Here is a 25,492-nt window from a genome sequence, read left to right as displayed (position 1 = left end):
AAGCAGGATCAGCCGCCACGCGAGCCAAGTACGTGAATTGATACGTCGGGCGCTCGGCCCCTCCGGTCAACCTATCGAGGTAGCCAATCGCCCGATACACCCCATCGTCAGCACCGCGACGCGTGACAATCAACCTCGACCGACGAAGACCTGGGTCAGCATCTGTCGACTCGACTAAGAGATCAACGGAGTGCATCACGGATTCGCTTTCGATTAGTGGCGAGTGCTGTCCTCACGAAACTACGGGTCGGGTCCGACAGATTTGGTGTCGCTGCAACGATATCGAAGCATAGATCCAGGTCAACGTCGGTTATTTGAGCTGTCCAGTGTTGTCGTGCCGCGCCTCCGCAGACTGACAGGGCCTCCGCGGCGACATTTACCAGGCCGATCGCCTCGCCGGCGTTAAAGCGGGTTGTTCGCCCGTGCTCGCACCACTGCACGACGGTCTTCTGCTCAATTCGCTGGGCACGGACCCTATCCTCGTCACCGCTGGCGAGGGCCGACCCGTGATCAAAGCTTGGACCGAGGCAAACGTTACCTGTCCTGGAGTTTTGCAGCACCCCCCAATTGTGCGCATGCCGGTCAGTGTTCGCGATCCAGGCGTCCAGGAGCAGATAGCCCGCGAAGACATCGAATGCGGGCCAGTCGGCGTAACTGGTGCCCTCCGGACCTTGCAGCCCCTCTAATGCTTCGCGAATGGCGCTAATCGTATGGCCGCGGCAGGATTTGGCATCGAACTCGTCGTCGCGCTCAGCAAGCAATGCTGCTCCCGGGGTCCATGCCCACGCGCGAGGCCGCATGTCTCGGCTCATCGAGCCATAGACGCGTTCGTGGGTGCGCAACTGGACAACTGTCGCCAACTCCGTTTCCGCTGCAGGCACAGACAGCAGCTGGGCGACCTCGTAGGAGATCTTCTCCGCCCAGTCCTCTCCGCGAACGAGCACGTCGGGTTTGTCGCCGCGATGCCGACGTTCTTTGGACAGTTCGAGGGTTTTGATGCGGCGTGGCTTGAACAACCAGTGCCCGGCATGCGGCGAAGTCTCTGGTGCTATGAACCATCGTTTCGCTTCGTCACCTCCTGGTTCGCTCTCACCGCGAGTCCAGTCGGCGAGGTCGACGACTTCGTAGCTGTCCACCACGGTGCGAACTCTAAGTGGGGGCTCCGTGAGACGGGGCGAGGCAGAGCGGCGCGCCCGTCCGCAGCAAGGGCCTGCGACTTAAAACGGCGCCATGCCGAAGGGTATGTTCGTTAGCCAAGGCTCACCTCGGAGAAAGTGTCGTGGATGTCAACCCGTCGCACTCGCTGGAATCGCATCGTCACCCTCATTGTCGCTGGGGGGCTGGCAGCAGGTCTTACTGCCTGCTCGTCCTCCGAGGAGGACGGCCTGCTGGTCTACAACGCGCAGCACGAGTCGCTGACCAAGGAGTGGATCGACGCCTTCACCAAGGAGACCGGCATCAAGGTCACCTATCGCCAGGGCGGCGACACCGAATTGGGCAACCAGTTAATCGCCGAGGGCGACGCGTCGCCGGCCGACGTGTTCCTTACCGAGAACTCGCCCGCCATGGCCGCGGTCGAGAGGGACGGCCTGTTCACCGACGTCGACGAGGCCACGATCGCTCAGGTGCCACCACAGTTCCGCCCCGCCACGAGTAAGTGGACCGGCGTCGCCGCCCGTACCACCGTGTTCGCCTACGACAAGACCAAGCTCACCGAGGCTCAGCTGCCGACTTCGATCATGGATCTGGAAAAGCCAGAATGGAAGGGCCGTTGGGGTGCCCCGCCGGTCAAGCCCGACTTCCAGGCCATCGTCGCGGCAATGCTGGAACTCACCGGTGAACGGGCCACCGGCCAGTGGCTGGCCGGCATGAAGGCAGGCGCGGAGATCTACTCCGACAACATCGCCACGCTGCGCGCCGTCAACGACGGCCAGGTCGAGGGCGGGATCATCTACCACTATTACTGGTTCCGCGATCAGTCGCAGACCAAGGAAATCTCGGGCAACACCGCTCTGCACTACTTCCGGAACCAAGACCCGGGCGCCTTCGTCTCGATCTCCGGCGGCGGCATCTTGAACTCCAGCAAGAAGAAAGAAGACGCCCAGAAGTTTTTGACCTTCATCACCAGCAACGCCGGCCAAGAAGTGCTCGAGAAGGGCACGTCGTTCGAGTACCCCGTGGCCAGCGGCGTTCCGGCCAACCCCGCGCTGGTGCCTCTTGTCGACCTGCAGGCACCCGCCGTGAACCCGTCGAACCTCGACGCGCAGAAGGTCACCGACCTGATGACGAAGGCGGGCCTGCTCTAGATGGGTGGCTGACGTGGTCACTCCCACCGCGACGGCCGTCGACGCGGCGCTGATCGACGCCGTTACGCCGTCGGAGGTGCCCGGCCGGGCAGCTGCCACGCGGCCGGGGCCGGTCCTCACCGCCGGCGTGGTGCTGCTGGTCGTCGCGACGTTCGTGCCGATCGGGTACGTCGCCTGGTCGGTGGTGTCGCTGGGGCCGACGCGGGTGTGGGAACTCGTCGCACGGCCACGCGTGCTCGAATTGTTCGTCAACACTGTCGGTCTCGTCGTCGTCACGGTCCCGATCTGCATCGTGCTCGGCATCGGAGCGGCATGGCTGGTGGAACGCTCCGACATCCCCGGCCGGGCGATCTGGCGACCGCTGTTCGTCGCTCCCCTGGCGGTGCCCGCCTTCATCAACAGCTACGCATGGGTCAGCGTCGTCCCGGCCCTGCACGGTTTCTGGGCAGGCATTCTCGTCTCCTCGCTGTCGTACTTCCCGTTCGTCTACGTGCCCGCCGCCGCCACGCTCCGTCGCCTCGACCCGGCGATCGAGGAATCCGCACGCACGCTCGGTTCCAGCCCGGCGGCCGTATTCCGGCGCGTGGTGCTGCCACAGCTTCGCCTGGCGGTCCTCGGCGGCGGACTGCTCATCGGCGTGCACCTGCTGGCCGAGTACGGCGCGTTCGCCATGCTGCGCTTCTCGACGTTCACCACCGCGATCTTCGAACAGTTCCAGGCCACGTTCGACGGCGCGGCGGGCAGCACGCTCGCAGGCGTTCTGATGCTGCTGTGCCTGGTTTTGCTCGTCGGCGAGGCCGGGGTGCGCGGCAACGCCCGCTACGCCCGACTCGGTTCCGGCGCCCAGCGCACCTCGCTGCCCCATCGACTGGGCGCCATGACCTTTTTAGCACTGGCCGCCCTCGCCGCACTGGCCGTGCTGGCCCTCGGCGTTCCGGTGTGGACGATCCTGCGGTGGCTGTGGATCGGCGGCAGCGACGTGTGGGCGCTCTACGAGATCGTGCCGTCGACCGTGCAGACTGTGGCGCTGGCCGCCGCGGCCGCAGCGCTGACGACGGTGCTGGCCTTCCCCTTCGCCTGGATCGCGGTGCGGCACCGCGGCTTCTTCGCCCGCTTCGTCGAGGGCTCGAACTTCGTGACCAGCTCGATGCCAGGCATCGTGACCGCGCTCGCGCTCGTCACCGTGGCGATCCGCTTCGCACCGCCCCTATACCAGACCGCCACGCTGGTGCTCGCGGCCTACGTGCTGATGTTCATGCCCCGCGCGATGGTCAACCTGCGGTCGGGGTTGGCCCAAGTGCCGCCGACGCTGGAGGAGGCGTCGCGCTCGCTCGGCGTATCCCCCACCCGCACCTTGCTGCGAGTCACGTTGCGGCTCACCGCACCTGCCGCCGCCGCAGGCGCCTCGCTGGTATTCGTCGCCGTAGCCACCGAGCTGACCGCCACCCTGCTGCTGGCACCGACTGGCACCAACACCCTGGCGATGCGATTCTGGTCGCTGTCGAGCGAACTGTCCTACGCCAGCGCCGCACCGTATGCGCTGCTGCTCGTCGTGCTCGCGGTTCCGGTGACAGTCGTGCTGTTCCAGCAGTCCAGCAGGGCGGCCGCGCTATGACGATCCGCGGGGTCACCGGCAACGCGCTCGACGTCACCGGGCTAACCAAGGCCTTCGGCAGCCACACCGTGCTGCACGGCATCGACCTCGGCGTCACCGCGGGCACGATCACCGCCGTGGTCGGCGCCTCCGGCTGCGGCAAGACCACGCTGCTGCGTCTGGTCGCCGGCTTCGAGAACCCCGACGCGGGAACGGTTTCCATCGCCGGACGCCAGGTGGCAGCAGCCGGCAGCAGTACCCCCGCGCATCGCCGCGACGTGGGCTACGTCGCGCAGGACGGCGCGCTGTTCCCGCACCTGACCGTGGGCCAGAACATCGCCTACGGGCTGTCGGGCCGCCGCAACGTCCAGCCGCGCGTCGCCGAACTGCTCGCTACCGTCTCCCTCGACGAGTCCTACGCCGCGCGCCGGCCGCACGAACTCTCCGGGGGACAGCAGCAGCGCGTGGCCCTCGCCCGCGCCCTCGCCCGCCAGCCCGCGCTCATGCTGCTCGACGAACCGTTCAGCGCCCTGGACACCGGACTGCGGGCGTCGACCCGCAAGGCCGTGGCGACACTGCTCTCCGACGCCGGCGTTACCACCCTGATCGTCACTCACGATCAGGAGGAGGCGCTGTCGATCGCCGACCAGGTCGCGGTGATGCGCGACGGCCGGTTCACCAAAGTCGGTACGCCGCAGGCGGTCTACCGAGAACCCAACGATCGTTTCACCGCCGAATTCCTCGGTGACTGCGTGCTGCTGCCGTGCACCGTGACCGGCGGGGTCGCTACCTCGGCGCTGGGCCGCCTTCCCGTCCGCGGCTCCGTACCCGACGGCGGTGGCACGCTGATGCTCCGCCCGGAGCAATTGGAGGCGGCGGCAGTTTCCGACGACGACCGCAGCGACGGGATGGCGACGGTCCTGGCGTCGGAGTTCCGCGGCCACGACGTCCTGCTCACCGTGGACCTCGGCGGCGACGCCGCGCCGATCACCGTCCGCCAGCACAGCGTCGCGCCGCCCGCGGTCGACGCCAAGGTCCGCATCCACGTCACCGGTGCCGCCGTAGTGTTTGATGACCGCCCGCGCGACGGGCGATGACCGCGCCGTGATGTTCGAGCGGCTCGTTGACCACCTTGCCTGCCACGGCGACGCCGTCGCGGTGATCACCGCCGAGAAGGCCGTTACCTACGCCGAACTCGCGACGCAGGTCGCGACCCGCGCCGAGGAACTGGGTACTTGCCGCAAGCTCGTCCTGCTCGAGACCCGCAACGACCTGCCCACGCTGGTGACCTACCTCGGTGCGCTCGCCGGCCACCACGTGGTGCTGCCCGTGCCCGCGGGCGGTGACAACCGGTCGGTCGTCGACACCTACCGCCCCGACGTCATCGTCACCGACGGCGTCGTCACCGACGGCCCACGCTACCGGACCACCCCCGAACTCCACCCGGACCTGGCCCTGCTCCTTTCGACGTCCGGCAGTACCGGCTCCCCTAAGCTGGTGCGATTGTCCCGGTTCAACCTCGCCGCCAACGCCGATTCTATCGCCACCTATCTCGACATCACCCGAACCGACAGGGCCGCAACGACTCTGCCGATGTCGTACTGCTATGGCCTGTCGGTGATCCACAGTCACCTGCTGCGCGGAGCCGCAGTCGTGCTCACCGACCTCTCCGTGGTCGACGACGACTTCTGGAACGTGTTCCGGAAGTGCGGCGCAACGTCGTTCGCGGGTGTTCCGCATACCTTCGAGCTGCTCGACCGGATCGGCTTCGAGGCGATGTCGCTGCCGGACCTGCGCTACGTCACCCAGGCCGGCGGACGGCTCGACCCGGATCGCGTGCGCCGGCTGGCAGACCTCGGCGGGCGGGCGGGTTGGCGATTCTTCGTCATGTACGGCGCCACCGAGGCCACCGCGCGCATGGCGTATCTGCCGCCGGAACTCGCTCACGACCATCCCGAGTCGATCGGCATTCCGATCCCCGGTGGGTCGTTCCGCATCGAGCCGGTCGACGGAATGCCCGACGGCACCGGCGAACTCTTCTACCGCGGACCCAACGTCATGATGGGGTACGCCCACACCGCCGCCGATCTCGCCAGTGATGCCGGGATCGAGGAACTGCGCACCGGCGACATCTCCCGGCAGCGCCGCGACGGCCTCTACGAGGTGGTCGGGCGCAGCGACCGGTTCGTCAAGCTGTACGGACTGCGCATCGACCTGCAACGCGTCGAGTCGGCCCTGCACGCCGACGGCGTCACCGCGATCTGCACCGACGGCGACGGCCTGCTGCTCGTGGGCGCCGTCGATTGTCCCGAGGACACCGACGTCGCTGCCGCGGCGGCCGACGCGTCGGGGCTGCCCCGGGCCGCGATCCGGGTGGTGGACGTCGACGAGATCCCCCGCCTGCCCACCGGCAAGCCGGACTATCGCAGCCTGCGCGAGCGGGCCGCCGAGCCGACGACCGCCGATGCCCGCCTGGACCTGCGCGGTCTGTTCGCCGACGTGCTGCAGATCGACACGGCCGACGTCGATCCCCGCAGTAGCTTCGTCGACCTCGGCGGCAACTCGCTGTCTTACGTCGCCATGTCGGTGCGGCTCGAACGCGCGCTCGGGCACCTGCCAGCGGATTGGCCGCGGCTGCCGCTGAGCGAGCTGGAGTCCGCCCGCAAGACCCGCCGGTGGTGGGGAACAACGCTGGAGACCAGCGTGGCGCTGCGTGCGGCGGCGATCGTTTTGGTCGCCGGCTCGCACGCGGAGCTGTGGGTGTTGTGGGGCGGCGCGCACGTTCTGTTGGGCGTCGCCGGATACAACTTCGGCCGCTTCTGCCTCACCCCCCTGCCGCGCGCCACCCGGGTGCGTCACCTGGTCAGCACCATCAGGTGGATCGCCGTGCCCGCCATACTGTGGGTGGCATTCGCGCTGCTGGTCACCGACGACTATGCGGCCTCGAATGTGTTGCTGGCCAACAAGTTCCTGGGCCCAGAGGACAGCATGACCGCTGGGCGGTTGTGGTTCGTCGAGTTCCTGGTGTGGGTTCTGGTCGGGCTGGCGCTGCTGTGCGCGACGCGGTGGGGTGACCGCGCCGAACGCCGGTGGCCGTTCGGCGTTGCGGCGGCATTCCTGGCCCTGGGCATGGCCCTGCGGTGGGACGTCTTCGGCATCGGGTTCGGCAAGTCCGCCTGGTTCACCATGCTGGCGTTCTGGTTCTTCGCCATCGGCTGGGCTGCCTCGAAGTCGTCGACGGTGTGGCAGCGGCTCGCCGTGACCGCGGTCCTCGCGATCGGAATCGTCGGGTACTTCGGCCAACCCAACCGCGAGGCCTTGGTGTTCATCGGGCTGGCGCTGCTGATCTGGCTGCCCGCCATTCGCTGCCCATCCGCTTTCACGGTCACTGCCGGTGTGATCGCCGAGGCGTCACTGTTCATCTATCTGACGCACTACCAGGTGTATCCGCTGTTCGGCGAACAGAAGCTCGTCGGCGTGCTGGCCGCGATCGTCGTCGGCATCCTGCTGACCCAGCTGGTCACGCTAACTCGCAAAAAGGCTCACCGATACACGCCGACCGCCATCACTCGCGGTCAGGCTGCCGCTCGGCGGTGAGACCCCGCTGCGGCACCGGGGCCCGCGGTCATCTTGATGAACCTGGGATCCTTGCGCGCACCGACGCATCGAACGATCCGTGACGTTAGGCGCCGCAGGGCAGCTCTCCAGCGAGGTGTCAGCGCTCGGTGGTCAGCCGATCTAGCAGAGGCCGTATGTCTTCGGCTAGTAGCGCCACGCGGAAGACCGTCGCGACCTTGTGCTGGCGGTCGAGGACCATCGTGGTGGGCACCACGCTGGTCGGATAGTTACGTCCCAGGGTGTTAGGCGGATCGGTTGGAGATAGCTTTGACACTTAGCGGCGATCGGTGAAGGCTAATGGGTCCCTGTCAGGTCCTCGGGGGCTACATCCCGCCGGGACAATGGGGGCAGGCGCGCTGCATGTCGGCGCACATCGGACACTTCTCCATTGGCATCATCATGGAGCCCGTGCAACACCAAAACAGCTGCGTAGGAGTGCCGTTGTCGTAAACCACCGCCATGGGCTGTGGGCCAACTGCATCAAAGTAGATCGCCCCGCTGGAGGCTTGGCCCTGGCCGAGGGTGGTAGCCGGAAGGCCTTGTGGGCTGGCGATCTGCCACAGGACGGGATAACGCTGGCCGTCTGCGGTGACCGTGTACAGATTCGGGATTATCGGAGTCACCGTGCCGGTGACGGCTCGAACGGTGGCCGAAGCTTCCCAGACTTGACCGCGGGCCGTGTATCCGGGCAAGGCGACCGAGGACTCTCGCAGATCCGAGATGACCCACTCCTGGACGACTGCGCCCCCCGCATCGGTGAGCTGTTGAGGCGAGCCGAACTGATGTCCGCACGGCATCGCCGCTACTGCGGGCGGCGCGAGAGTAGCTGCGGCACCGAGAAGAGTCACGCAGGCGAGTACCGCCATGATGACGCGAAGACGCATATTGGGTGGTCCTTCCGTGCGATGTGAGTAGGCGGTCGCGGGCGCGTATGCAGCATAGCGAACATCTACGTAGCTAGATCGTAGTCGGTCGCCCCTGCGCGGTAAGCAACTGCACGCGGAAGGGACTGCCCCGGGTTCAGTTGACTCGCGGGGTGTGAATTTCAGGCCGCGGTTGCGACTGATGTGCGGAGCAGTTCGAACTCTATCGGGGTGAGTCTGCCGAGGGCGCGTTGCCGCCGGCGCCGGTGGTAGGTCCGCTCGATCCAGGTCACTATCGCCAGGCGTAGTTCGGCTCGGGTGGACCAACGTTTTCGGTCGAGCACGTTGCGTTGCAGGAGAGCGAAGAACGACTCCATGGCGGCGTTGTCCCCGCACGCGCCGACGCGGCCCATCGATCCCTGTAAACCATTGCGAGACAGTGCCCGGACGAATTTTCGCGAGCGAAATTGACTGCCTCTGTCGGAATGAACAATTGTCGCGACCGGTGAGCGCAATGCCACGGCATGATCCAGGGCAGCCACCGCCAGCGAGGACTTCATCCGCGAATCCATGGAGTAGCCCACGATCCGGTTGGAGTAGACGTCTTTGATCGCGCAAAGGTAGAGCTTGCCTTCATCGGTGCGGTGCTCGGTGATGTCGGTCAGCCACACCTGGTTGGCGGCCTGGGCGCTGAACTGCCGTTCGACGAGGTCGTCGTGGACCGGCGGCCCGGATCGACGGTTCAGCCCTCGCTTCTTGGCGAAGATCGACCAGATCCGCTCCTGGGAGCACAGTCGTGCGACGCGGTTCTCGCCGGCGGTGATCCCACGACCGGGCAACTCGTCGGCGATGAACCGATATCCGAAAGCGGGATCATCGGCATGGATGTCGCGGGCGGCGTTGATCAGGTGCGCATCATCCCAATCACGCTGGGTTAGTGGCGCTTTGCGCCATTTGTAGAAAGCCTGGGTGGAGAACCCCAGGACCCGGCAGGTCACCGTGACGGGAATTCCGTCGGCGGCAAGGTCAAGGACCAGCGGGTACATCATTTTGGGTTGGCGTCCCGGGACAGGTAGCCGACTGCGCGGCGCATTACCTCGGCTTCTTGCTCAAGGAGCTTGATTCGCTTGTGCGCCTCGCGCAGCTGCGCCGACAGGTCGCCATCGGCTGCCGCAGACCCGCTCCGGTCGACACCATCGTCGCGGTCGGCGATCTTGAGCCAACGATGCAGGCAGGCCTCAGAGATCCCGAAGTCTTTCGCGATCTGGCGCAACGGCGCCTCGCCCTTGCGGGCCACGGCGATGACATCGGCACGGAACTCGGCAGGAAACGGTTTCGGCACGGGTTGATCCTTCCAGCAAGGACGAATCCTCACAGGTCAGGAATCAACCAAACCGGGGGCAGTCCCGAAGCATCGATCAGGGAGCTCGGAACAGGTGTCGTACGGGTCAGTACGGATAACTGAGGGCCGATCAGCAGTGGTCGAGACTTAAGCGAGCGGGTTCTCAGGAAGTGGCATGCGCGCACGACGACACCTATCGGTGACAGATGAATCTCGTTCGGGTTGAGATGTGGTGTCAGGCAGCCGCTTCGGGGAAAGCGCTGTCATCCTGATTCCGTGGCGCCTAGGACAGCGAGGAAGACCGACAGCAGACTGGCTGCTCGGCTTGCCGCGCTGGCCTCGTTGGGCGCTTCTCTTATCCATTTCGCCGTTGTGCCTGCTCACTGGCAGGAGTGGATGCCGGCGGGCTTGTTCTTCGTTGCGGTCGCGCTCTTCCAATTGATATGGGCGCGGGCTGTGCTGGCCCGAACGACGATGCCCGTGCTTGCCGCCGGCATCATGCTCAATCTCGGAGCCATTGCTCTTTGGGGCCTGTCCAGGACCGCCGGGGCACCATTCGGCCCTAATGCAGGGGAAGCCGAATTGGTGCAGGCCGCGGACCTTTGTGCGCTGCTGCTTCAGATCTATGTCGTGATGGGCGCCGGCTGGGTGTGGTACCGCGGCCTGCAAGGAGAGCCGGTACCGGTGTTCGGCAGCGCGATGGTCCTCATGGGCGCAGTCAGTGTCGTGGCGCTGGCGTCCACAGTGGGAGTTGCTTCAGGTCTGCGGCACGGTGATCACGGTCCAGCAGGCGCAGCCGGTGGTCACCATGGGACGGCCGCCGAGGCTGCGGATGGTGACCACCACAGCACTAGCGCCGAGCCGGAGGAGGGTAGTGATCGTGGGACGAGTGCCGAGCATGCAGATGGCCACGATGGCGGTCGTCCAGAGTCGGTCATCTCGCCGCCGGTGAGCGTGCCTGGCGGCGAGGCGCCGGTGAGCGTGCCTGGCGGCGAGGCGCCGGCGCCGGAAGGAGCCCCGGCCCCATCCGCTGCGCCATTGGACGACGCCCATGGCGATCACGATCACGGCGACTGAAAATCTGATCTCTCGCTGGAGTGGGTTCCTAGACGATTGGCAGGTGCCCAGTCGGTACGTATCGTGATCGACCGGCACCCCAGAGGTCAGCTCGGCGGATGGGCCGCAACCCGTCACCATCAGCGCATGCCGGTCATCCCATTCGTGAGCCCATAGTGCCTGCGACCTACTCCGCAGCGCGCCTTGGCGGATCGAGCCCGCCGCTAACCAGTCCTAACGGTTGAGAACTGCGCGTGTGCTGGCCTCAGGGCTCAGGTCGAGGCGGCGCAACAGTTGCGCGTTGAGCGCCACGACGATCGTCGACAGTGACATGAGGATGGCGCCGACTGACATCGGTAAGACGAATCCGAGCGGTGCGAGCACACCGGCAGCCAGCGGCACTGCGATGAGGTTGTATCCGGCACCCCACCAGAGGTTCTGCTTCATCTTTCGGTAGCTGGCACGCGACAGTTCGATGACCGAGAGCACCGAGCGCGGGTCGGAGCTGGCCAGGATCACACCGGCAGAGGCGATGGCAACATCGGTGCCGGCGCCGATCGCGATGCCGACGTCGGCCTGTGCCAACGCGGGCGCGTCGTTGACGCCATCGCCGACCATCGCGACCTTCTTGCCCTCCTGTTGCAGCGCAGCAACTTTCGACGCCTTGTCTTCCGGGCGTACTCCGGCGAACACCCGGTCGATGCCGAGTTCGTGACCTACCGCCTGCGCGACGGCTTCGGCGTCACCGGTGATCATGACCACCTCGACGCCGAGCTTGTGCAAGGCATCGACGGCGTCGCGGGACTCGGGGCGGATCTCGTCGGCCAGGCGCAGCCCGCCGGCCACAGCACCGTCGCGGATGACGTGCAGGATGATTGCGCCCTCGTCGCGCCACGAGGTCGCCGCGTGAACCTCTTGTGCGCCGATCTCGTCGAGCAGGCGGGGGCCGCCCACGCGGATCTCGTGTCCGTCGACCGTGGCAGTCACCCCGACGGCGGGAGACGACGAGAAGCCTTTCGCGCGTGGCACAGTCAGTCCCCGCTCGTCGGCGGCTTTCACGATCGCTCGTGCCAGGGGGTGTTCACTGGCGGCCTCGGCGGCGGCCGCGACGGCGAGCACGGAGTCGTCGTCGAGGTCGCCGCGGACCTCGATCGCGGTCACGGTTGGTTCGCCCTTGGTGAGGGTGCCGGTTTTGTCGAAGAGAACGGCGTCGACGGTGCGCATACCTTCTAGGGCCAGGCGATCCTTGATCAGCACGCCTCCCCGCGCGGCGCGTTCGGTGGCGATCGAGACGACAAGTGGTATCGCTAATCCCAACGCATGGGGGCAGGCGATGACGAGCACGGTAATGGCTCTTATGACGGAGGCGTCGGGGTCTCCGACGATCGACCATGCCGCGGCAGTGATGGCGGCGGTCCCTAGGGCAAACCAAAACAGCCATCCCGCCGCGCGGTCGGCGAGGCGTTGGGCTCGCGAGGACGAGTTCTGGGCGTCAGTGACCAGGCGCTGAATTCCCGCTAGGGCGGTGTCCTCGCCGGTGGCGGTGATTTCGAGCCGCAGCCCGGAATCTGTGGCGACAGTTCCGGCTGTCACCGCATCTCCGACGCTGCGGTTCACCGGCCGCGATTCACCGGTCACCATCGACTCGTCCATGTCCGCTCGTCCGTCGACGATTCTGCCGTCGGCGGGGATGCTGCCGCCGGGTCGCACGACCACCAGATCCCCCACCTGCAGGTCGGCGGGTGAGACGGTGATGATTCGTTCGCCGTCGACCTTCTCGGCCTCGTCGGGAAGCAGGGCGGCCAGGGAGTCCAGTGCGGAGGTGGTCTGAGCCAAGGAGCGCATTTCGACCCAGTGTCCGAGCAGCATGATGACGATCAGCAGCGCCAGTTCCCACCAGAACTCCAGTTCGTGGTGGAGCAGGCCCAGGCTCGCACCCCAGGAGGCGAAGAATGCGACGGTGATGGCCAGCCCGATGAGCAGCATCATTCCCGGTTTGCGGGAACGGATTTCGCTGACGGCGCCGGTAAGGAAGGGACGCCCGCCGACGACATACATGACCGTGCCCAACAGTGGCGCGATCCAGCGGCCGCCGGGGACGTCGGGTACTTCGTAGCCGAGCAGCATTGCGAACATGTTCGAGAACGCGATGACCGGGACGGCGATGATCAGGTTGATCAAGAAGAGCTTCCGGAACACAGCGACGTGATCGGACCCGTGCCCGGCATGACCCCCATGGCCGGCATGGTTGTCGTGGTGGGGGTCGGAATCGTGAACGGTGTGCTCGCCGTGGCCGTCGTGGTTGGCGTGGACGCCGGTGTGCGATGTCGCTATGGCGTGCTCGTCGTGGTTAGCCATGTTGTCTCTCCTTGAGGAGTCTCACGTGTTCGTTCGCGCGGGTGTGTCGCGAGGCGGCGGCGTCAGTGCACCGCCGTTGGGGGTCATGACCGTACGAGTCGGGCGATGGCTTCGGTTGCTTCGGTGAGTTTGGCGTCGGCGGCTGGTCCCCCGGCGGCTGCAGCGTCTCGAACGCAGTGTCGGAGATGGTCGTCGAGCAGTGCCAGCGAGACGCTTTGCAGGGCTTTGGTCAGTGCGTCGGCTTGGGTGAGGATGTCGATGCAGTAGCGTTCGTCCTCGATCATCCGGCTGATGCCGCGGGCTTGGCCTTCAATGCGTTTCAAGCGTTTGAGATATTTGTCCTTATCGGTGATATAGCCGTGGTGGACCGACCCCGATGCTGGGCAGTGGTCAGCGTCGTCGACGTGAGTCATGGCAACTCCTTCGGTCTGTGGGTTGGGGCGCCGGGGTCCGGCAGGTCAGTCACGCCGCGCTGGCGTACTTGTTGGGGTCTCGGTCGAATCGCGGTCCACATCCTTTGCAGCACAACCAGTACCGTCGGCCTCGGTAGTCGCGGAACAGCCCCGCGGCTTCGGCGGCCGCCGTGTTCACCGGCGTGCCGGGCATCACCGGGCATGTCGCCTGGTCCGTTGCGGGGTCGAGGAGGTTCGTGGCCGCAGGATTGATGATCGTCGTGTCGAGGTCTTGTGTTGAGCCGCTGCAGCAGCAGCTCGACGTCAGGTTCTTGTTGTCGGACATGGGTTCTCCTTAGTGCAGTAAGGGTTGGCGCAGTGGGGGTTTTAGTGGGTAGGGGCTGAGGATGGACGTGGATTTGAAGCCGCGCAGTCGGAGGCTGTTGCCTACGACGAAGATGCTGGAGAACGCCATGGCCGCGCCGGCCAGCATCGGGTTGAGCATGCCCAGTGCAGCAACCGGTACGGCGGCGACGTTGTAGGCGAAAGCCCAGAACAGGTTCGTCTTGATTGTCGATAGTGTTTTGCGGGACAGCCGAATTGCGTCGACGGCGCTGCGCAGGTCGCCGCGTACTAAGGTGATGTCGGAGGCTTCGATCGCCACATCGGTTCCGGTACCCATAGCCAGGCCGAGGTCGGCTTGGGCGAGGGCGGGCGCGTCATTGACGCCATCGCCGACCATCGCCACCGATTTGCCCTCGGATTGCAGCCGGACAATGACGTCGACCTTGTCCTTGGGCATCACCTCGGCGATCACGGTGTCGATGCCGACCTCAGCAGCGATCTGCCGGGCGACGGCCTCGTTGTCCCCGGTGAGCAGCACAGGCGTCAAACCAAGCTCACGCATCTGTGAAATCGCCTGCGCACTAGTCGGTTTCACGGTATCCGCGACGACGAGCACGCCGCGAGCCTCACCGTCCCAGCCGACGGCGACCACAGTCTTCCCCTGAGCTTCCGCACCGGCTTTCGCCCGCGCCAACTCTGGACTAAGGTGCTGGGACCAGTCGGCGAGCAGTGACTCGCGCCCCACGACGACAGCGTGGCCGTCCACGATGCCCTGCACACCCTTGCCTTCGACATTGGCGAAATCCTCAGGGGTGGGCAGCGTCCCGAGTTCTTCGGTCGCAGCGACGGCGATGGCCTGGGCGATCGGGTGCTCCGAAGCGTTCTCCAACGCCCCTGCCAGCCGGAGCAGGTTCCCGCGTTCGGTTCCCGGCGCGGTAACGACGTCGACCAGGGTCATCTTCCCGGTGGTCACGGTGCCGGTCTTGTCCAGCACCACGGTGTCGACCTTGCGGGTGGACTCCAGCACCTCCGGGCCCTTGATCAGAACGCCCATTTGCGCGCCGCGACCGGTGCCCACCAGCAGTGCCGTCGGCGTGGCCAAACCGAGCGCGCAGGGGCAGGCGATTACCAGCACAGCAACCGCGGCGGTGAAGGCGGCCGCGACCGGGAAACCCGCGCCCAACCATGCGCCGAGTGTGATCACCGCGATCGCGAGCACGGTCGGCACGAAGACACCGGAGATGCGATCGGCCAGACGCTGGACCTGGGCCTTGCCCGTTTGAGCGTTCTCCACCAGTTGGGCCATCTGCGCCAACTGGGTGTCGGAACCGACGCGGGCGGCGCGCACCACCAGCCGCCCGCCGGCGTTGACGGTCGCACCGACCACGGTGTCACCTGGACCGACCTCCACGGGGACCGATTCCCCGGTCAGCATCGAGGCATCGACAGCCGATGTCCCCGACACCACCACCCCGTCGGTGGCGATCTTCTGCCCCGGGCGCACGACGAACTCGTCGCCCACCATCAGGTCCTCGACGGCGATCTTCGATTCCGCGCCGTCGCGGAGCACGGACACCTCCTTGGCGCCCATCTCCAGGAGGGCGCGCAGCGCCGCACCGGCCTGCCGTTTGGACCGTTTCTCGAAGTAGCGCCCCGCAAGGATGAATGTCGTTACTCCAGCGGCGACTTCGAGGTAGATGTTGGCGGCGCCGTGAGACGGTGCGAGTGTCAGTTCGAACGGATGCTTCATTCCTGGGATGCCGGCGGTCCCGAAGAACAGCGCGTACAGCGACCACAGGAAGGCCGACAAGGTGCCCAGGGAGATGAGCGTGTCCATCGTCGCCGTAGCGTGCCGCAGGTTGGCCCAGGCAGCACGGTGAAACGGCCACGCCGCCCAGACGATCACCGGCGCAGCCAGCACCAGCGACGCCCACTGCCAGTAGGTGAACTGCAGCGTGGGAATCATCGCCATCGCGATGACCGGCACCGACAGCAGCACCGAACCGGTCAGCCGGTGGCGCAGGGACACCATGTCGGGGTCGTCGGTCTCGCCTGCATCCTCCCCAGGCGGGGCGGGCTTCTCCGGTGTGGGTAGCGCGGCGCTGTAGCCGGCGGTTTCGACCTCGGCGATCAGCTGCGCGGGATCGTATCCGTCGGGCACCGTGACGGTGGCCTTCTCGGTCGCGTAATTGACTGTTGCCGCGACGCCATCGATCTTGTTGAGCTTGCGCTCGATGCGGTTGGCGCAGGAGGCGCAGGTCATTCCTCCGATGCGTAGCTCGATGCTCGGGCCGGACACGGGGGTCGTTGTCGTCATGTGTGCCACTGCCTTTCGGTTCTTGGGTGGACGGAGGTTGTCAGTGCCCGCCGGCATGGCCGGCGTCGCGCGAAGGCTCTGTCACTGGTTGATCGATGTCGCCGCGTGCGGCGTCCACAACGAAAGTGGCGGTGTGCACGGTGTCGTCGACCTGGAAGTCGAGGTAGAGCAGGTAGCGACCGGCGGTGGGTGCGGTCGCCGCGAACGACACCGCAGGCCCACCGCGGTTCCCCACCGGCTCAGCGCCCTCAGGGTGCACGTGCAGATACGCCAGGTCACCTTCCCGCAGCGCGACGAGGTGCCCGTAAGCCCCCAGGTAGGGCTGCAGTGTCGTCACCGGCTCGCCGTCACGGGTGACCTTCGCTGTGAGCTGCTTCGCGACGCCCGCGGTGAGCGCACCGTCGAGTTCCACGGTGTACCCGGCGATCTCATCCGAGGTGCGTGTGGTCAGTGGGGGCGACGGGGCCAACTCGCCGGCCACGTCGACCGTGCGGGTGAGCGTGAGTTTGGCGCTGCCGGGCTGGGCGGGCTGGAAATCCGCGAACACCCGGTAGGTCCCGGCGGCCTTCCACATCCAGGGCGTCGACCATATGCCGGTTGCCTGGTCCAGGGCCGGGTGGACGTGCGCGAAGTGCTGACCGTCGGAGCGGACGATGATGAGATGCAGCTGCTTGTCGTGCACCGTCGCGTAGTCCAGCAGCGGCGTGCCGCTGGGACCAGCAATGGTGAAGCTCAACGTGGCCCGATCGTTGGGGGCTCCGGGTGCCCGTACCGCGTTGAGCGTGTATCCGTCTTGGGCGAGTGACAACCCCGGCGGATCAGCGGACAGAGGTGATATCGGCGCGGTCGGCGCGCTGTGATCAGCCGCGGGCTTAGCGCCAACGTGCTGAGTAGCCGTCACCGCGGTGTCAGGGACGACCGCCGCGGCAGTGACGTACGCAGCCGTGAACGCCACTGCCAGTCCGGCACCGAAAGCGGCCAACCGTCCCGCGGCGTTCATGCGACCCGCACCGCCGAATAGCCGGCCTCGTCGACCGCACGCAGGATCTGGGCGTCATCGACGGGACCGCTGGAGGTCACGATCAGAGTGCCCGTCGTGGCGCTGACCTCGATGTCTTGAACACCGGCGACCTCGCTGACTTCTTCTCGCACTGACAGCTCGCAGTGCCCGCAGGTCATTCCCGTGACGGCGTACTTGGTCGTGCTCATGACCGAACTCCCATCTTCGACTCAGGTGATACCCCTACCGGGTATGCGTACCTCACAGTATACCCCCAGAGGGTATGTTGCAAGGGCGGCTTCTTCGGGCTCGTGCTGATGCCGCGTCGACGCTGGTTGAAGCATTCCCGACGAAGGGAGAGACAAATGGTGATGCAAACGTTGCACGTCGGGGATGACGGGTGGCCGGTCATGGGCGAGGTCATCGGCCGCGGCGAGCTGATCATCATGCTGCACGGCGGTGGGCCCGATCACTACAGCATGCGGCCACTTGCCGACCGACTTGCTCGCCGGTATCGCGTTGCGCTGCCCGATATTCGAGGATACGGAGCATCACAATGCCCCGACCCGACGTTGCACCGCTGGGATCAGTACGTCACCGACACCGTCGCGATCATGCACGCGCTCGACGCCACGTCCACCCACCTTGTCGGCGCCGGCCTCGGCTGCACGATCGCCTTGCGGACATGCCTCCAACACCCCCATGTCGCCCGGTCCGCGGTCATCATCAGTGCTGAAGCCATCGAGGACGACGACGACAAGGCCGCAGACGCAAAGCTGATGGACCGCTTCGCCGACCGCGCCCGCTCCCGCGGTCTACAGGCCGCCTGGAGCTGTTTGTTCCTCACCTGCAGCCGCTCATTGCCCACCTCGTCACCGAGGCCATTCCGCGCGCTAACGCCCAAAGCGCCGCTGCCGCAGCGGCAATCGGGCATGACCGCGCCTTCGCCACCGTCGAGGAACTCCGGCGCATCGACACTCCGGCGCTCATCATCGCCGGCGATGACCCACGTCACCCCACGCAACTCGCGCGCACCCTCGCCGACACCCTTCCGCACGGAGTACTCGCCGAGGCCACAATGTCCGACCTGCTCGACAACGCCGACGACCTGGCGCGCGCTCGCGCCCCGGAAATCGAACAGTTCCTCGCCACCACCTCGGACCCGGATACTTAAGGCCATCGAGGGAGTGGCGCAGCTCCAGCCGTCAGCTGCAGCAGGATTTCCCCTTATCGGCCTTGATGGGGCGGCGCTCGCCGGTGATTTGGCTTAACGTGCACAGAGCGATGCACGTGGCGATCGACCGCGTGGTTGAACTCTCGATGAGCCGCCGGAATTTCTCTTGTGCCGTCACGAGCGATAGAAATCCCAGTCGACGAGGTACCCGCCGCGGGTACAACCGCAAAGTACCCCTCGGGGGTATCCTCGCACAATGTGCGCCCTATCAGATGTTGCTCGCGAAGCCGTGGAGCCAGCTCGTAGTGCCGCCTTTATCGAATCTTCATCGAAGGACTAAGAAAGCCAAACGACTGACGAGCACACTCGAAGACATACCCGTGAACGGTGCACCGTCGCCCGCGACCGGCCCTCGCGACGCACCAGGCGGTGCGCCGCCCGTTAGCCGTTACGACAACCCGATACGGAGAGCCCCACTCATGCCGCAGACAGGCTGCCCCCCAGCGTTTCGAGCGACGACGCACTGGCTGCGCACGACCGTCCTCGCGGTGGCGGTGCTGCTGATCGCGACCGCCTGCACCTCATCACCGACGGCGGCGCCCACTCCCGACGTCATCACCGACAAGGGCACGCCCTACGCAGACTTGCTCGTACCGAAACTGGAAGCGTCCGTCACTGATGGTGCCATCGGCGTCGCTGTCGATGCCCCCGTGACCGTTACCGCCGGCGACGGTGTTCTCGGCCAAGTGTCGCTGACCAACGAGGCGGGCGAACCTGTCAACGGGCAGCTGGGCCCCGACGGCGTTACCTGGTCATCGGCGGAACCGCTGGGCTACAACAAGCAGTACACCCTGCAGGCGCACGCACAAGGGCTTGGCGGAACGACAAGCACCAGCGCAACATTCGAAACCCATTCCCCCGAAAACCTGACGATGCCCTACGTCTTGCCCAATGACGGCGAAACAGTGGGCGTGGGTCAACCCATTGCAATTCGCTTTGACGAGAACATCGCTAACCGGGTTGCGGCGCAGCAAGCGATCACGGTGACCACTAACCCCCCGGTTGAAGGCGCCTTCTACTGGCTCAGCAGCCGTGAAGTCCGCTGGCGCCCCGCCGAGTACTGGGAGCCCGGAACCACCGTTGAGGTGTCGGTCAAGGCTTACGGGGTCGACTTCGGCGACGGGCTCTTCGGCCAGGATGACGTCACCACGCGCTTCACAATCGGCGACCAAATCATCGCCACCGCCGATGACGCCACCAAGACGATGACCGTACGGCGCAACGGCGAAGTCGTCAAAACCATGCCCATCTCCATGGGCAAAGCCAAAACGCCCACCGACAACGGCGCCTACATCATCGGCGACCGCTACTCATTCCTGGTGATGGATTCGTCCACCTACGGAGTCCCCGTCAACTCACCCGACGGGTACCGCACCGAAGTCGAATGGGCCACGCAAATGTCCTACAGCGGCATCTACGTGCACTCAGCGCCATGGTCGGTGGGTAGCCAAGGCATCGCCAACGTCAGCCACGGATGCCTCAACGTCAACCCGGCCAACGCCCGCTGGTTCTACGACAACACCCGACGCGGCGACATCGTGGAAGTCATCAACACAACCGGCCCCACACTGTCAGGAACCGACGGCCTCGGCGACTGGAACATCCCCTGGGAGCAATGGAAGGCCGGAAACGCCAACCTCTGAGCATCGGAAGTTCTTGACACCGAGCCGACATGGCTTCAATGCCCGGCGAATCTGAAAACAATTACTCCGCAGTGCATTTGAGGTCATTTCTGAGACGTCGTTGCCGTACGGGCGGTTGTCGGCGTGGCTGGAGCCCATCGGCTCCCCGATGACCGATGGCGGCGCGTACCGCCGACGAGGCTTCACATGACCGCTCGGGGCAGAATGGTTGCTGACGCCCGAAGACGGCCCATAGAGCTCCTTGCCGAGAAGCTCGCACATTTGAGTTAGTCCGCGCACCATTCACGCGCGTCTTCCCGACCGTGAAACGGGTTTAAGTCCAGTACTTGCCGCATCGAAGCGAACGGCCGCAGCGAATTTCACCACTGTAATTATGTGGCTGGTGTTACTGGTGGGGCTTTTGTGGGTTACGCTTTTCTACGTAGGAGCTACGTATTTTTGGTGCTGCGCCCTACGTATGCGATCAGCCCCGCTATTGGTGCGTGAAGTAACTCACCGCCGGGCGCACCGAGGAGAAGACATGGGATTACACGTCCGGAGCAAGGGTGCGGCAACTGCCCGCGCTGACCGTTGCGACCCGGCAATCCTTGTTGCGGGACGTGTTCGACGGCTCCCCGGTGTGATCGCTATCGTCGTCTTGCTTTTCCTCGCGTGCGCACCGGTCGCGTCGGCCCAACCTGCCGCCGGGCCGTGGGACCCATTGCTTCCGAAGATACCGAGCGCGGGCGCTCCCGGCGATCCGGTTGCCATCGCGAACGCATCCCTGCAGGCAACGGCCATGGCGACGCAGACGGCCATGAATATGGGTCGCAGCTTCCTCAGCAGCCTGGGAATTGTCAGCCCCGCCGCGGATCCGTCGACGAGCGTGCGCGGAAATCGGGTCAATGGTGCGCAAGCGATCGAGTACGTGATTCGCAGGGCGGGAACGCAAATCGGTGTTCCCTACTCGTGGGGTGGCGGAAGCCTCACCGGTCCAAGCCGCGGCGTCGACCAGGGAGCAGGCACCGTGGGCTTTGACTGTTCAGGCCTGACACGGTTCGCGTTCGCCGGCGTCGGTGTTCTGCTCCCGCGATGGTCCGGTGACCAGTACGACGCCGGCCGAAAGGTGCCGCCCTCCCAAGCGAAGCGGGGCGACCTGCTGTTCTGGGGGCCGGGCGGGAGTCAGCACGAAGCTATCTACCTGGGCGGCGGTCAAATGATTGAGGCGCAGCAGACCGGCGTCCCGATCAAGGTCTCCCCAGTGCGAACAGGGGGCATGACGCCCTACGTCGTCCGGATTATCGAGAGCTGAGCGCGAGGCTCAATTAGCACGCCCGCAGAGCCGTTCACCTCAGCGGGTGACCGAATCAACCGACGAGACAGTAGCCGATGCCGCGGACAGTGCGGACGTAGCGCGGACAGGTCGGGTCGTCCCCGAGCTTGCGACGGAGATTGCCCACATGCACCCCCAGAGCAGCCCGACCGCCGGGGTGCGAGGCTCCCCAGAGACTCTCCTGGAGTCGCCGGCACGTCACGGGTTCGCCCGGATTGTCCGATAGTGCCCGCAGGATCGCGAACTCTGTCCGAGTGAGCGGTACAACGTTTCCTCGCTGATACACCCGCCGAGCCGCGACATCGACCACGAGGTCGTCGATTTGCCGTCGCTGCGTATCGCCGGCCGCACCGCACACGCCGATGTGCCTGAGCGCGCGTCTAATTCGTGTACTCAGCATCTCCGAGTCGCCGATCGCCACCACTGCGACACGTGACACCAGCGGCGCCATCTCTGCATCAGTAAGCGCGACTACGCCACCTTGTGCCACCTGACGAACACGGTCAAGGACAGCAGCTCCCTGGTCCGTTGGCCCTACGCAGACCACCACCACGTCGGGGTCAACGACACGCAATGCGGTGAGTGCTGCGGTTTCCGAGCATGCGACCGTAACGGCGAAATCTCCGGCGTGCATACGGTGGGCCAGCATGTCGGCGTAGATGCGTCGCGGCTCAACGAGCAGAACGCGGATGCGGCCGGCGGCCGCCACCGGAGATGCGGCACTACCCGGTCCGAGGTGTGACTCGATGGTCGTGGCAGCCTCCTGTCGACGACGCGCATCGCGGTTACTGGATTGCCTACGCGGGTTCTGACAACCAGCATATCGTGATCTACGTTGTTACTACGTAGATCACAGCCCGGGCGTCCCGCATGTCGTCGACTATCCGCTTTCAGCCCGTGTTCTCGCGACATCCGATGTCGGCTTTTTGGGTTTCGGTCGACCGCGTCGATGTCTTCGCCGCCGCAATCGTGTCGGCTGTCGTCAGGTCCTCAGTGGTGGCAGAGCAGCTGGATGAGAGCTGGTGTCGCAAGCATGGCGATGATCGCGGCAGCTAAGCAGATACGGTGGCGCCATCGCACGTGGCGGCACGTGGGGGTGACCAATCGTTCCGCTCGAGCGACGACCGCCGTTCCCGCTGCGGCTAGGCCTTCGTGCACAGGAGGTTGATGTCCGGCCAGAGCAATCAGCCCGGCAAGCAGAGGGCGAGTGCCGACGCGCCGCGCGGCGGTATCGTCGGCGCACATCTCCAGCAGTTCTGCTACAGAATGGCGTGCCGTAGCGAAAAGCGGCAGGCGGGGCAAAGTGACGGCGAGGGCACGCAGCCCCATGAGGATGTGGTGGTGGCGCCCCGAGATGTGGGCATCTTCGTGTGCCAGAACCGCTTTCAGTTGCGACCGGTTCAACGTCTTGATGGCCGCGGAGGTGACGATAATGGTGTTCAGGCGGCCGCCCACACAGTAGGCGGCGGGCCGGTCGGCGTCCACGACAACCACGTTGGGGTGACCGGTGGGCCGGCCAATGATCCGCGCGGCATGTGCGTGCTCGTGACTCCGCGCGCGTAGGCGGGACAGGCTACGGCTCATCCGCAGTCCTCCGAACCCTAACGTCAGGGTCCCCACACCGATGAGGGCAACAGATCCGATCCTGCCCGCCATCGGTGTGTGTTCGGAAAATCCGAACAGTTCAAGACACAGCGTCACCACCGCGCCAGTGCGAATACTGTCCGCCGTTGCACCGATGACCATCGAGACCGCGACCAGCCAAGCCGCCAGGGTTGCGGCGACCGTGATTAGCCATGCGGCGACTCCCATATGAGGGCTGATTCCCTGGCCGGTCATTCGCCGCAGAACCGGAGGAGCCAACCACGCAAGCGCACCCCCGTAAAGCAGCAGCCACAGCGCCGTAGTCATCATCGCCGCCCCCTACACGTAGCCGACTTCAGTTGCGCCGACTGCTCCGCACTCATCTGATCGACTACGACCAACACCGCACTGGTATCACCGCCGCAGTCGATAGCAGCCCGCACCAATTGCGCTGAACACCCCTCGTGGCCCATCGATGCCGGGTATACATAGCCTTTCCCACGGCGCTGAGTCCTCAGCCGACCCTCGCGGTACAGGTTGTCTATCGTCGGCATCACACTGGTGTAGGACTGGCGCTTCCCGGAGATCTCGTCGAAGCCGTCGCCCACTGTGATGGGCCCCGCGCAATCCCACACGCAATCCATGACTACTGCATAGAGGTCGCCGAACCCTCGCTGTTCCATTCCGCGCCGCTCCTGCTGTCCACGACGAGCTGGAGTACTTTGCCCATCGACCCCTACCAGACCCCCAATGTAGCGCCCGACCTCGAAAGTTCCGATGCGCCGCACCCGGCGTTCATGGCCTCGTCAGTGCATTCCACGCCGCCGTGCGGGCGGAGCCGATCACGCACGGGAGCTGTCAACTGGGCATCAGCTTCGCCGCAGCGCTGACAGACGATGATTGAGGGGCCGCCTGCGGGTTGTCCACGGAGCCTCGCAGAGTCGTTACCGACTTGAGACTGTGACAGGCGTTTCCCCTGGTGCGCAAGTGATGTACGTTTTCAACTGCCTACTATCGTGCTCCGTACTTTGCTGGGCAGTAGGTCCGATCCGAGAATGCCGTGCGCTGGCCCTCGCTCGGTAGCCCGACGACGCTCAACCCAGGTGAGGAGATCCGATGCGTTGCCTCACTTCACTTCTCACTCTCTGCGCACTGATGTCGACGCTGATGCTCAGCCCTTCAGGTATCGCGGCTGCCGAACATGACGGCGCACCAGACGGCGACAACAAGGACATTCCGTCCCTGGTTGCGGCTGTCGCCGAGGCGAATCAGCGGGTAGCCGATGTCGGTGCCGATATCCAGATCAAGCAAGAGGGCGTCAACAAGGCCCTCGTCGAGATTGCTGCTGCTCGCGACATTCTCGCGGACGCGCAGCGTGAGGTTGCCGCCAGTGAGCAGGGCCTCGCCGACAGTCAGGTGGCGATCGACGCCGCGCAACAACGCTTCGATCAGTTCGCCGCATCGATGTATATGAACGGGCCGTCGGGTGCGCTGCCACTGGCAGACGGGCCGGAGGAAATCCTTGCTGGAGCCTCGACGCAACAGAGCCTGATCATCAGCTTCCAGAAGGTCAGGGATGACCTCGTGCGCAGGCAGACCGATCACGCCAACAAGCTCTCAACCGCGACGGCTGCCCGGGCGCGCGCTGAGGGCGCCGCCGCCGAGGCGCAGCGCCGCCAGGACGACGCGGTCGCCGCCCTTCAGGAGGCGCAGCAGACCTTCGCGGCACGGCAGGACGAAATTAATAGGCTTGCCGCCGAACGTGACTCGGCGCAAGCCCGACTCGGTGCCGCCCGGCCGGTAGCAGGGACCGCGACTGCGCCCACGGTTCCTCAACCCGGCGCCGCGCAGGCACCCGGCGACCAATGGGACCGAAGCGACTCTTTGCCGGCCGACAATTCTGGCGCCGGCCTCTGGGACACCACGCTGCCGATGGTGCCCAGCGCCAATGTGGCCGGCGACCCGGTAGCCATCATCAACGCGATCCTCAAGATCATGGCGACCTCGGTGCAGCTGACTGCCGACATGGGCCGAAAGTTCCTTACCAAACTGGGCATTCTCTCCCCGGCGGCCGCCGCCGCAGATCCCGGCATCACCAATGGACGCATCCCCAGCCTGAACGGCCGGCAGGCCTCTGAGTTCGTGATCCGACGCGCCATGTCACAACTGGGAGTTCCCTACTCGTGGGGCGGCGGCAACGCCAACGGTCCCTCTCGGGGCATCGATCAGGGAGCCAACACCGTCGGCTTCGACTGTTCCGGGCTCATGCTGTACGCCTTCGCCGGCGTGGGCATCAAGCTCGACCACTATTCCGGATCGCAGTACAACGCCGGCCGCAAAGTTCCGTCATCGCAGATGCGACGTGGTGATCTAATCTTCTACGGCCCCAACGCCAGCCAGCACGAGTCCATGTATCTCGGTGACGGCATGATGCTCGAAGCTCCCTACACCGGGTCCGTCGTCAAGATTTCCCCCGTGCGCACCTCCGGCATGACACCCTACGTCACGCGCTTGATCGAGTACTGACA

The 25,492-nt window shown here is 65.6% G+C and carries 21 protein-coding genes and 1 pseudogene; 9 read left to right on the top strand and 13 right to left on the bottom strand.

All coding sequences use genetic code 11. The annotated features are described in order from the left end of the window. Positions 1 to 182: 182 nt before the first annotated feature. Positions 183 to 1,139, bottom strand: a complete 957-nt coding sequence (locus G6N07_RS09465; RefSeq protein ID WP_082947858.1) for a HipA domain-containing protein — start codon at positions 1,137 to 1,139, stop codon at positions 183 to 185. Between the two features lie 144 nt (positions 1,140 to 1,283). On the opposite strand from G6N07_RS09465, the gene G6N07_RS09460 reads away from it, so the two are divergent. The 4 genes from G6N07_RS09460 to G6N07_RS09445 are packed head-to-tail and all read left to right on the top strand — an operon-like array spanning position 1,284 to position 7,497. After that, positions 1,284 to 2,306 (top strand): iron ABC transporter substrate-binding protein, encoded by a 1,023-nt coding sequence (locus G6N07_RS09460; RefSeq protein ID WP_064872272.1) that lies wholly within the window; start codon positions 1,284 to 1,286, stop codon positions 2,304 to 2,306. 49 nt (positions 2,307 to 2,355) lie between these two features. Then, the gene (locus tag G6N07_RS09455) at positions 2,356 to 3,921 is read left to right on the top strand and encodes an ABC transporter permease (RefSeq protein WP_064872280.1); all 1,566 of its coding nucleotides are present in this window, start codon (positions 2,356 to 2,358) and stop codon (positions 3,919 to 3,921) included. Beyond that, on the top strand, positions 3,918 to 4,997 hold the full coding sequence (locus tag G6N07_RS09450) for an ABC transporter ATP-binding protein (RefSeq protein WP_064872274.1): 1,080 nt from the start codon (positions 3,918 to 3,920) through the stop codon (positions 4,995 to 4,997). Before G6N07_RS09455 ends, G6N07_RS09450 begins: the two co-directional genes overlap by 4 nt. After that, the gene (locus G6N07_RS09445) at positions 4,972 to 7,497 is read left to right on the top strand and encodes an AMP-binding protein (protein WP_225892149.1); all 2,526 of its coding nucleotides are present in this window, start codon (positions 4,972 to 4,974) and stop codon (positions 7,495 to 7,497) included. Before G6N07_RS09450 ends, G6N07_RS09445 begins: the two co-directional genes overlap by 26 nt. Before the next feature lie 118 nt (positions 7,498 to 7,615). Here G6N07_RS09445 and G6N07_RS20285 read toward each other — a convergent pair. From G6N07_RS20285 to G6N07_RS09435, 3 genes and pseudogenes are all read right to left on the bottom strand, one after another. Further along, a pseudogene (locus tag G6N07_RS20285) lies at positions 7,616 to 7,759 on the bottom strand (TlpA family protein disulfide reductase); the annotation flags it as partial. A gap of 82 nt (positions 7,760 to 7,841) precedes the next feature. Beyond that, complete coding sequence (locus tag G6N07_RS09440) at positions 7,842 to 8,402, bottom strand: DUF1942 domain-containing protein (protein ID WP_064872665.1); 561 nt, start codon at positions 8,400 to 8,402, stop codon at positions 7,842 to 7,844. 161 nt (positions 8,403 to 8,563) lie between these two features. Beyond that, positions 8,564 to 9,723, bottom strand: a protein-coding gene (locus G6N07_RS09435) for an IS3 family transposase (protein WP_099050155.1) whose coding sequence is annotated in 2 segments (ribosomal slippage) — positions 8,564 to 9,432 and positions 9,432 to 9,723 — 1,161 coding nt in all. Because the reading frame shifts where the segments join, the coding sequence is not laid out codon by codon here. A 276-nt stretch (positions 9,724 to 9,999) separates the two neighbouring features. Here G6N07_RS09435 and G6N07_RS09430 point away from each other — a divergent pair. Next, the gene (locus tag G6N07_RS09430; RefSeq protein ID WP_234786801.1) at positions 10,000 to 10,800 is read left to right on the top strand and encodes a hypothetical protein; all 801 of its coding nucleotides are present in this window, start codon (positions 10,000 to 10,002) and stop codon (positions 10,798 to 10,800) included. A gap of 213 nt (positions 10,801 to 11,013) precedes the next feature. Here G6N07_RS09430 and G6N07_RS09425 read toward each other — a convergent pair whose 3' ends face one another. From G6N07_RS09425 to G6N07_RS09400, 6 genes are all read right to left on the bottom strand, one after another. Then, positions 11,014 to 13,137, bottom strand: a complete 2,124-nt coding sequence (locus G6N07_RS09425; protein ID WP_064872661.1) for a heavy metal translocating P-type ATPase — start codon at positions 13,135 to 13,137, stop codon at positions 11,014 to 11,016. 83 nt (positions 13,138 to 13,220) lie between these two features. Continuing rightward, the gene (locus G6N07_RS09420; protein ID WP_064872658.1) at positions 13,221 to 13,550 is read right to left on the bottom strand and encodes a metal-sensitive transcriptional regulator; all 330 of its coding nucleotides are present in this window, start codon (positions 13,548 to 13,550) and stop codon (positions 13,221 to 13,223) included. Positions 13,551 to 13,599: 49 nt separating this feature from the next. Next, a complete protein-coding gene (locus tag G6N07_RS09415; protein WP_082947876.1) occupies positions 13,600 to 13,875 on the bottom strand; it encodes a hypothetical protein in 276 nt (91 codons plus the stop codon). Positions 13,876 to 13,884: 9 nt separating this feature from the next. After that, positions 13,885 to 16,191, bottom strand: a complete 2,307-nt coding sequence (locus G6N07_RS09410) for a heavy metal translocating P-type ATPase (RefSeq protein ID WP_064872685.1) — start codon at positions 16,189 to 16,191, stop codon at positions 13,885 to 13,887. A gap of 40 nt (positions 16,192 to 16,231) precedes the next feature. Beyond that, positions 16,232 to 17,191, bottom strand: coding sequence for a DUF8832 domain-containing protein (locus G6N07_RS09405; RefSeq protein WP_064872656.1), 960 nt, complete (start codon positions 17,189 to 17,191; stop codon positions 16,232 to 16,234). Continuing rightward, positions 17,188 to 17,400 (bottom strand): heavy-metal-associated domain-containing protein, encoded by a 213-nt coding sequence (locus G6N07_RS09400; protein ID WP_064872654.1) that lies wholly within the window; start codon positions 17,398 to 17,400, stop codon positions 17,188 to 17,190. The genes G6N07_RS09405 and G6N07_RS09400 overlap by 4 nt, the downstream gene beginning before the upstream one ends. A 201-nt stretch (positions 17,401 to 17,601) precedes the next feature. Here G6N07_RS09400 and G6N07_RS09395 point away from each other — a divergent pair, with 201 nt between their 5' ends. From G6N07_RS09395 to ripB, 3 genes are all read left to right on the top strand, one after another. Continuing rightward, positions 17,602 to 18,462: an alpha/beta fold hydrolase gene (locus tag G6N07_RS09395; RefSeq protein ID WP_235849606.1), complete on the top strand. Its 861-nt coding sequence runs from the start codon at positions 17,602 to 17,604 to the stop codon at positions 18,460 to 18,462. Between the two features lie 382 nt (positions 18,463 to 18,844). Further along, complete coding sequence (locus G6N07_RS09390; protein WP_064872649.1) at positions 18,845 to 20,068, top strand: L,D-transpeptidase; 1,224 nt, start codon at positions 18,845 to 18,847, stop codon at positions 20,066 to 20,068. A gap of 520 nt (positions 20,069 to 20,588) precedes the next feature. Further along, the gene (gene ripB / locus G6N07_RS09385; protein WP_064872646.1) at positions 20,589 to 21,359 is read left to right on the top strand and encodes an NlpC/P60 family peptidoglycan endopeptidase RipB; all 771 of its coding nucleotides are present in this window, start codon (positions 20,589 to 20,591) and stop codon (positions 21,357 to 21,359) included. 55 nt (positions 21,360 to 21,414) lie between these two features. Here the strand turns inward: ripB and G6N07_RS09380 are convergent, their stop codons facing one another. From G6N07_RS09380 to G6N07_RS09370, 3 genes are all read right to left on the bottom strand, one after another. Continuing rightward, positions 21,415 to 22,089 carry a winged helix-turn-helix transcriptional regulator gene (locus G6N07_RS09380; RefSeq protein WP_082947875.1) on the bottom strand — a complete coding sequence of 225 codons (675 nt, stop codon included), beginning with the start codon at positions 22,087 to 22,089 and terminating at the stop codon, positions 21,415 to 21,417. Between the two features lie 281 nt (positions 22,090 to 22,370). Further along, positions 22,371 to 23,291 (bottom strand): M56 family metallopeptidase, encoded by a 921-nt coding sequence (locus tag G6N07_RS09375; protein ID WP_064872683.1) that lies wholly within the window; start codon positions 23,289 to 23,291, stop codon positions 22,371 to 22,373. Then, positions 23,291 to 23,647, bottom strand: coding sequence for a BlaI/MecI/CopY family transcriptional regulator (locus tag G6N07_RS09370; RefSeq protein WP_064872643.1), 357 nt, complete (start codon positions 23,645 to 23,647; stop codon positions 23,291 to 23,293). Before G6N07_RS09370 ends, G6N07_RS09375 begins: the two co-directional genes overlap by 1 nt. A 472-nt stretch (positions 23,648 to 24,119) precedes the next feature. Here G6N07_RS09370 and ripA point away from each other — a divergent pair, with 472 nt between their 5' ends. Beyond that, on the top strand, positions 24,120 to 25,490 hold the full coding sequence (gene ripA, locus G6N07_RS09365) for an NlpC/P60 family peptidoglycan endopeptidase RipA (protein WP_372507583.1): 1,371 nt from the start codon (positions 24,120 to 24,122) through the stop codon (positions 25,488 to 25,490). The last annotated feature ends 2 nt before the right edge of the window (positions 25,491 to 25,492 follow it).

The organism is Mycolicibacterium doricum, from assembly GCF_010728155.1.
Lineage (GTDB): Bacteria > Actinomycetota > Actinomycetes > Mycobacteriales > Mycobacteriaceae > Mycobacterium > Mycobacterium doricum.
Note: the sequence above shows the minus strand (reverse complement) of the source record. Positions and strands in the feature narration are given on the sequence as shown.

What these genes read in the sequence shown, in the direction of transcription:
- G6N07_RS09460 (WP_064872272.1), top strand. Translation starts at nt 1,284, where the DNA reads ATGTCAACCCGTCGCACTCGCTGGAATCGCATCGTCACCCTCATTGTC.
- G6N07_RS09450 (WP_064872274.1), top strand. Translation starts at nt 3,918, where the DNA reads ATGACGATCCGCGGGGTCACCGGCAACGCGCTCGACGTCACCGGGCTA.
- G6N07_RS09445 (WP_225892149.1), top strand. Translation starts at nt 4,972, where the DNA reads ATGACCGCCCGCGCGACGGGCGATGACCGCGCCGTGATGTTCGAGCGG.
- G6N07_RS09440 (WP_064872665.1), bottom strand. Translation starts at nt 8,402, where the DNA reads ATGCGTCTTCGCGTCATCATGGCGGTACTCGCCTGCGTGACTCTTCTC.
- G6N07_RS09425 (WP_064872661.1), bottom strand. Translation starts at nt 13,137, where the DNA reads ATGGCTAACCACGACGAGCACGCCATAGCGACATCGCACACCGGCGTC.
- G6N07_RS09420 (WP_064872658.1), bottom strand. Translation starts at nt 13,550, where the DNA reads ATGACTCACGTCGACGACGCTGACCACTGCCCAGCATCGGGGTCGGTC.
- G6N07_RS09415 (WP_082947876.1), bottom strand. Translation starts at nt 13,875, where the DNA reads ATGTCCGACAACAAGAACCTGACGTCGAGCTGCTGCTGCAGCGGCTCA.
- G6N07_RS09410 (WP_064872685.1), bottom strand. Translation starts at nt 16,191, where the DNA reads ATGACGACAACGACCCCCGTGTCCGGCCCGAGCATCGAGCTACGCATC.
- G6N07_RS09405 (WP_064872656.1), bottom strand. Translation starts at nt 17,191, where the DNA reads ATGAACGCCGCGGGACGGTTGGCCGCTTTCGGTGCCGGACTGGCAGTG.
- G6N07_RS09400 (WP_064872654.1), bottom strand. Translation starts at nt 17,400, where the DNA reads ATGAGCACGACCAAGTACGCCGTCACGGGAATGACCTGCGGGCACTGC.
- G6N07_RS09395 (WP_235849606.1), top strand. Translation starts at nt 17,602, where the DNA reads ATGGGCGAGGTCATCGGCCGCGGCGAGCTGATCATCATGCTGCACGGC.
- G6N07_RS09390 (WP_064872649.1), top strand. Translation starts at nt 18,845, where the DNA reads ATGCCGCAGACAGGCTGCCCCCCAGCGTTTCGAGCGACGACGCACTGG.
- ripB (WP_064872646.1), top strand. Translation starts at nt 20,589, where the DNA reads ATGGGATTACACGTCCGGAGCAAGGGTGCGGCAACTGCCCGCGCTGAC.
- G6N07_RS09375 (WP_064872683.1), bottom strand. Translation starts at nt 23,291, where the DNA reads ATGACTACGGCGCTGTGGCTGCTGCTTTACGGGGGTGCGCTTGCGTGG.
- G6N07_RS09370 (WP_064872643.1), bottom strand. Translation starts at nt 23,647, where the DNA reads ATGGAACAGCGAGGGTTCGGCGACCTCTATGCAGTAGTCATGGATTGC.
- ripA (WP_372507583.1), top strand. Translation starts at nt 24,120, where the DNA reads ATGTCGACGCTGATGCTCAGCCCTTCAGGTATCGCGGCTGCCGAACAT.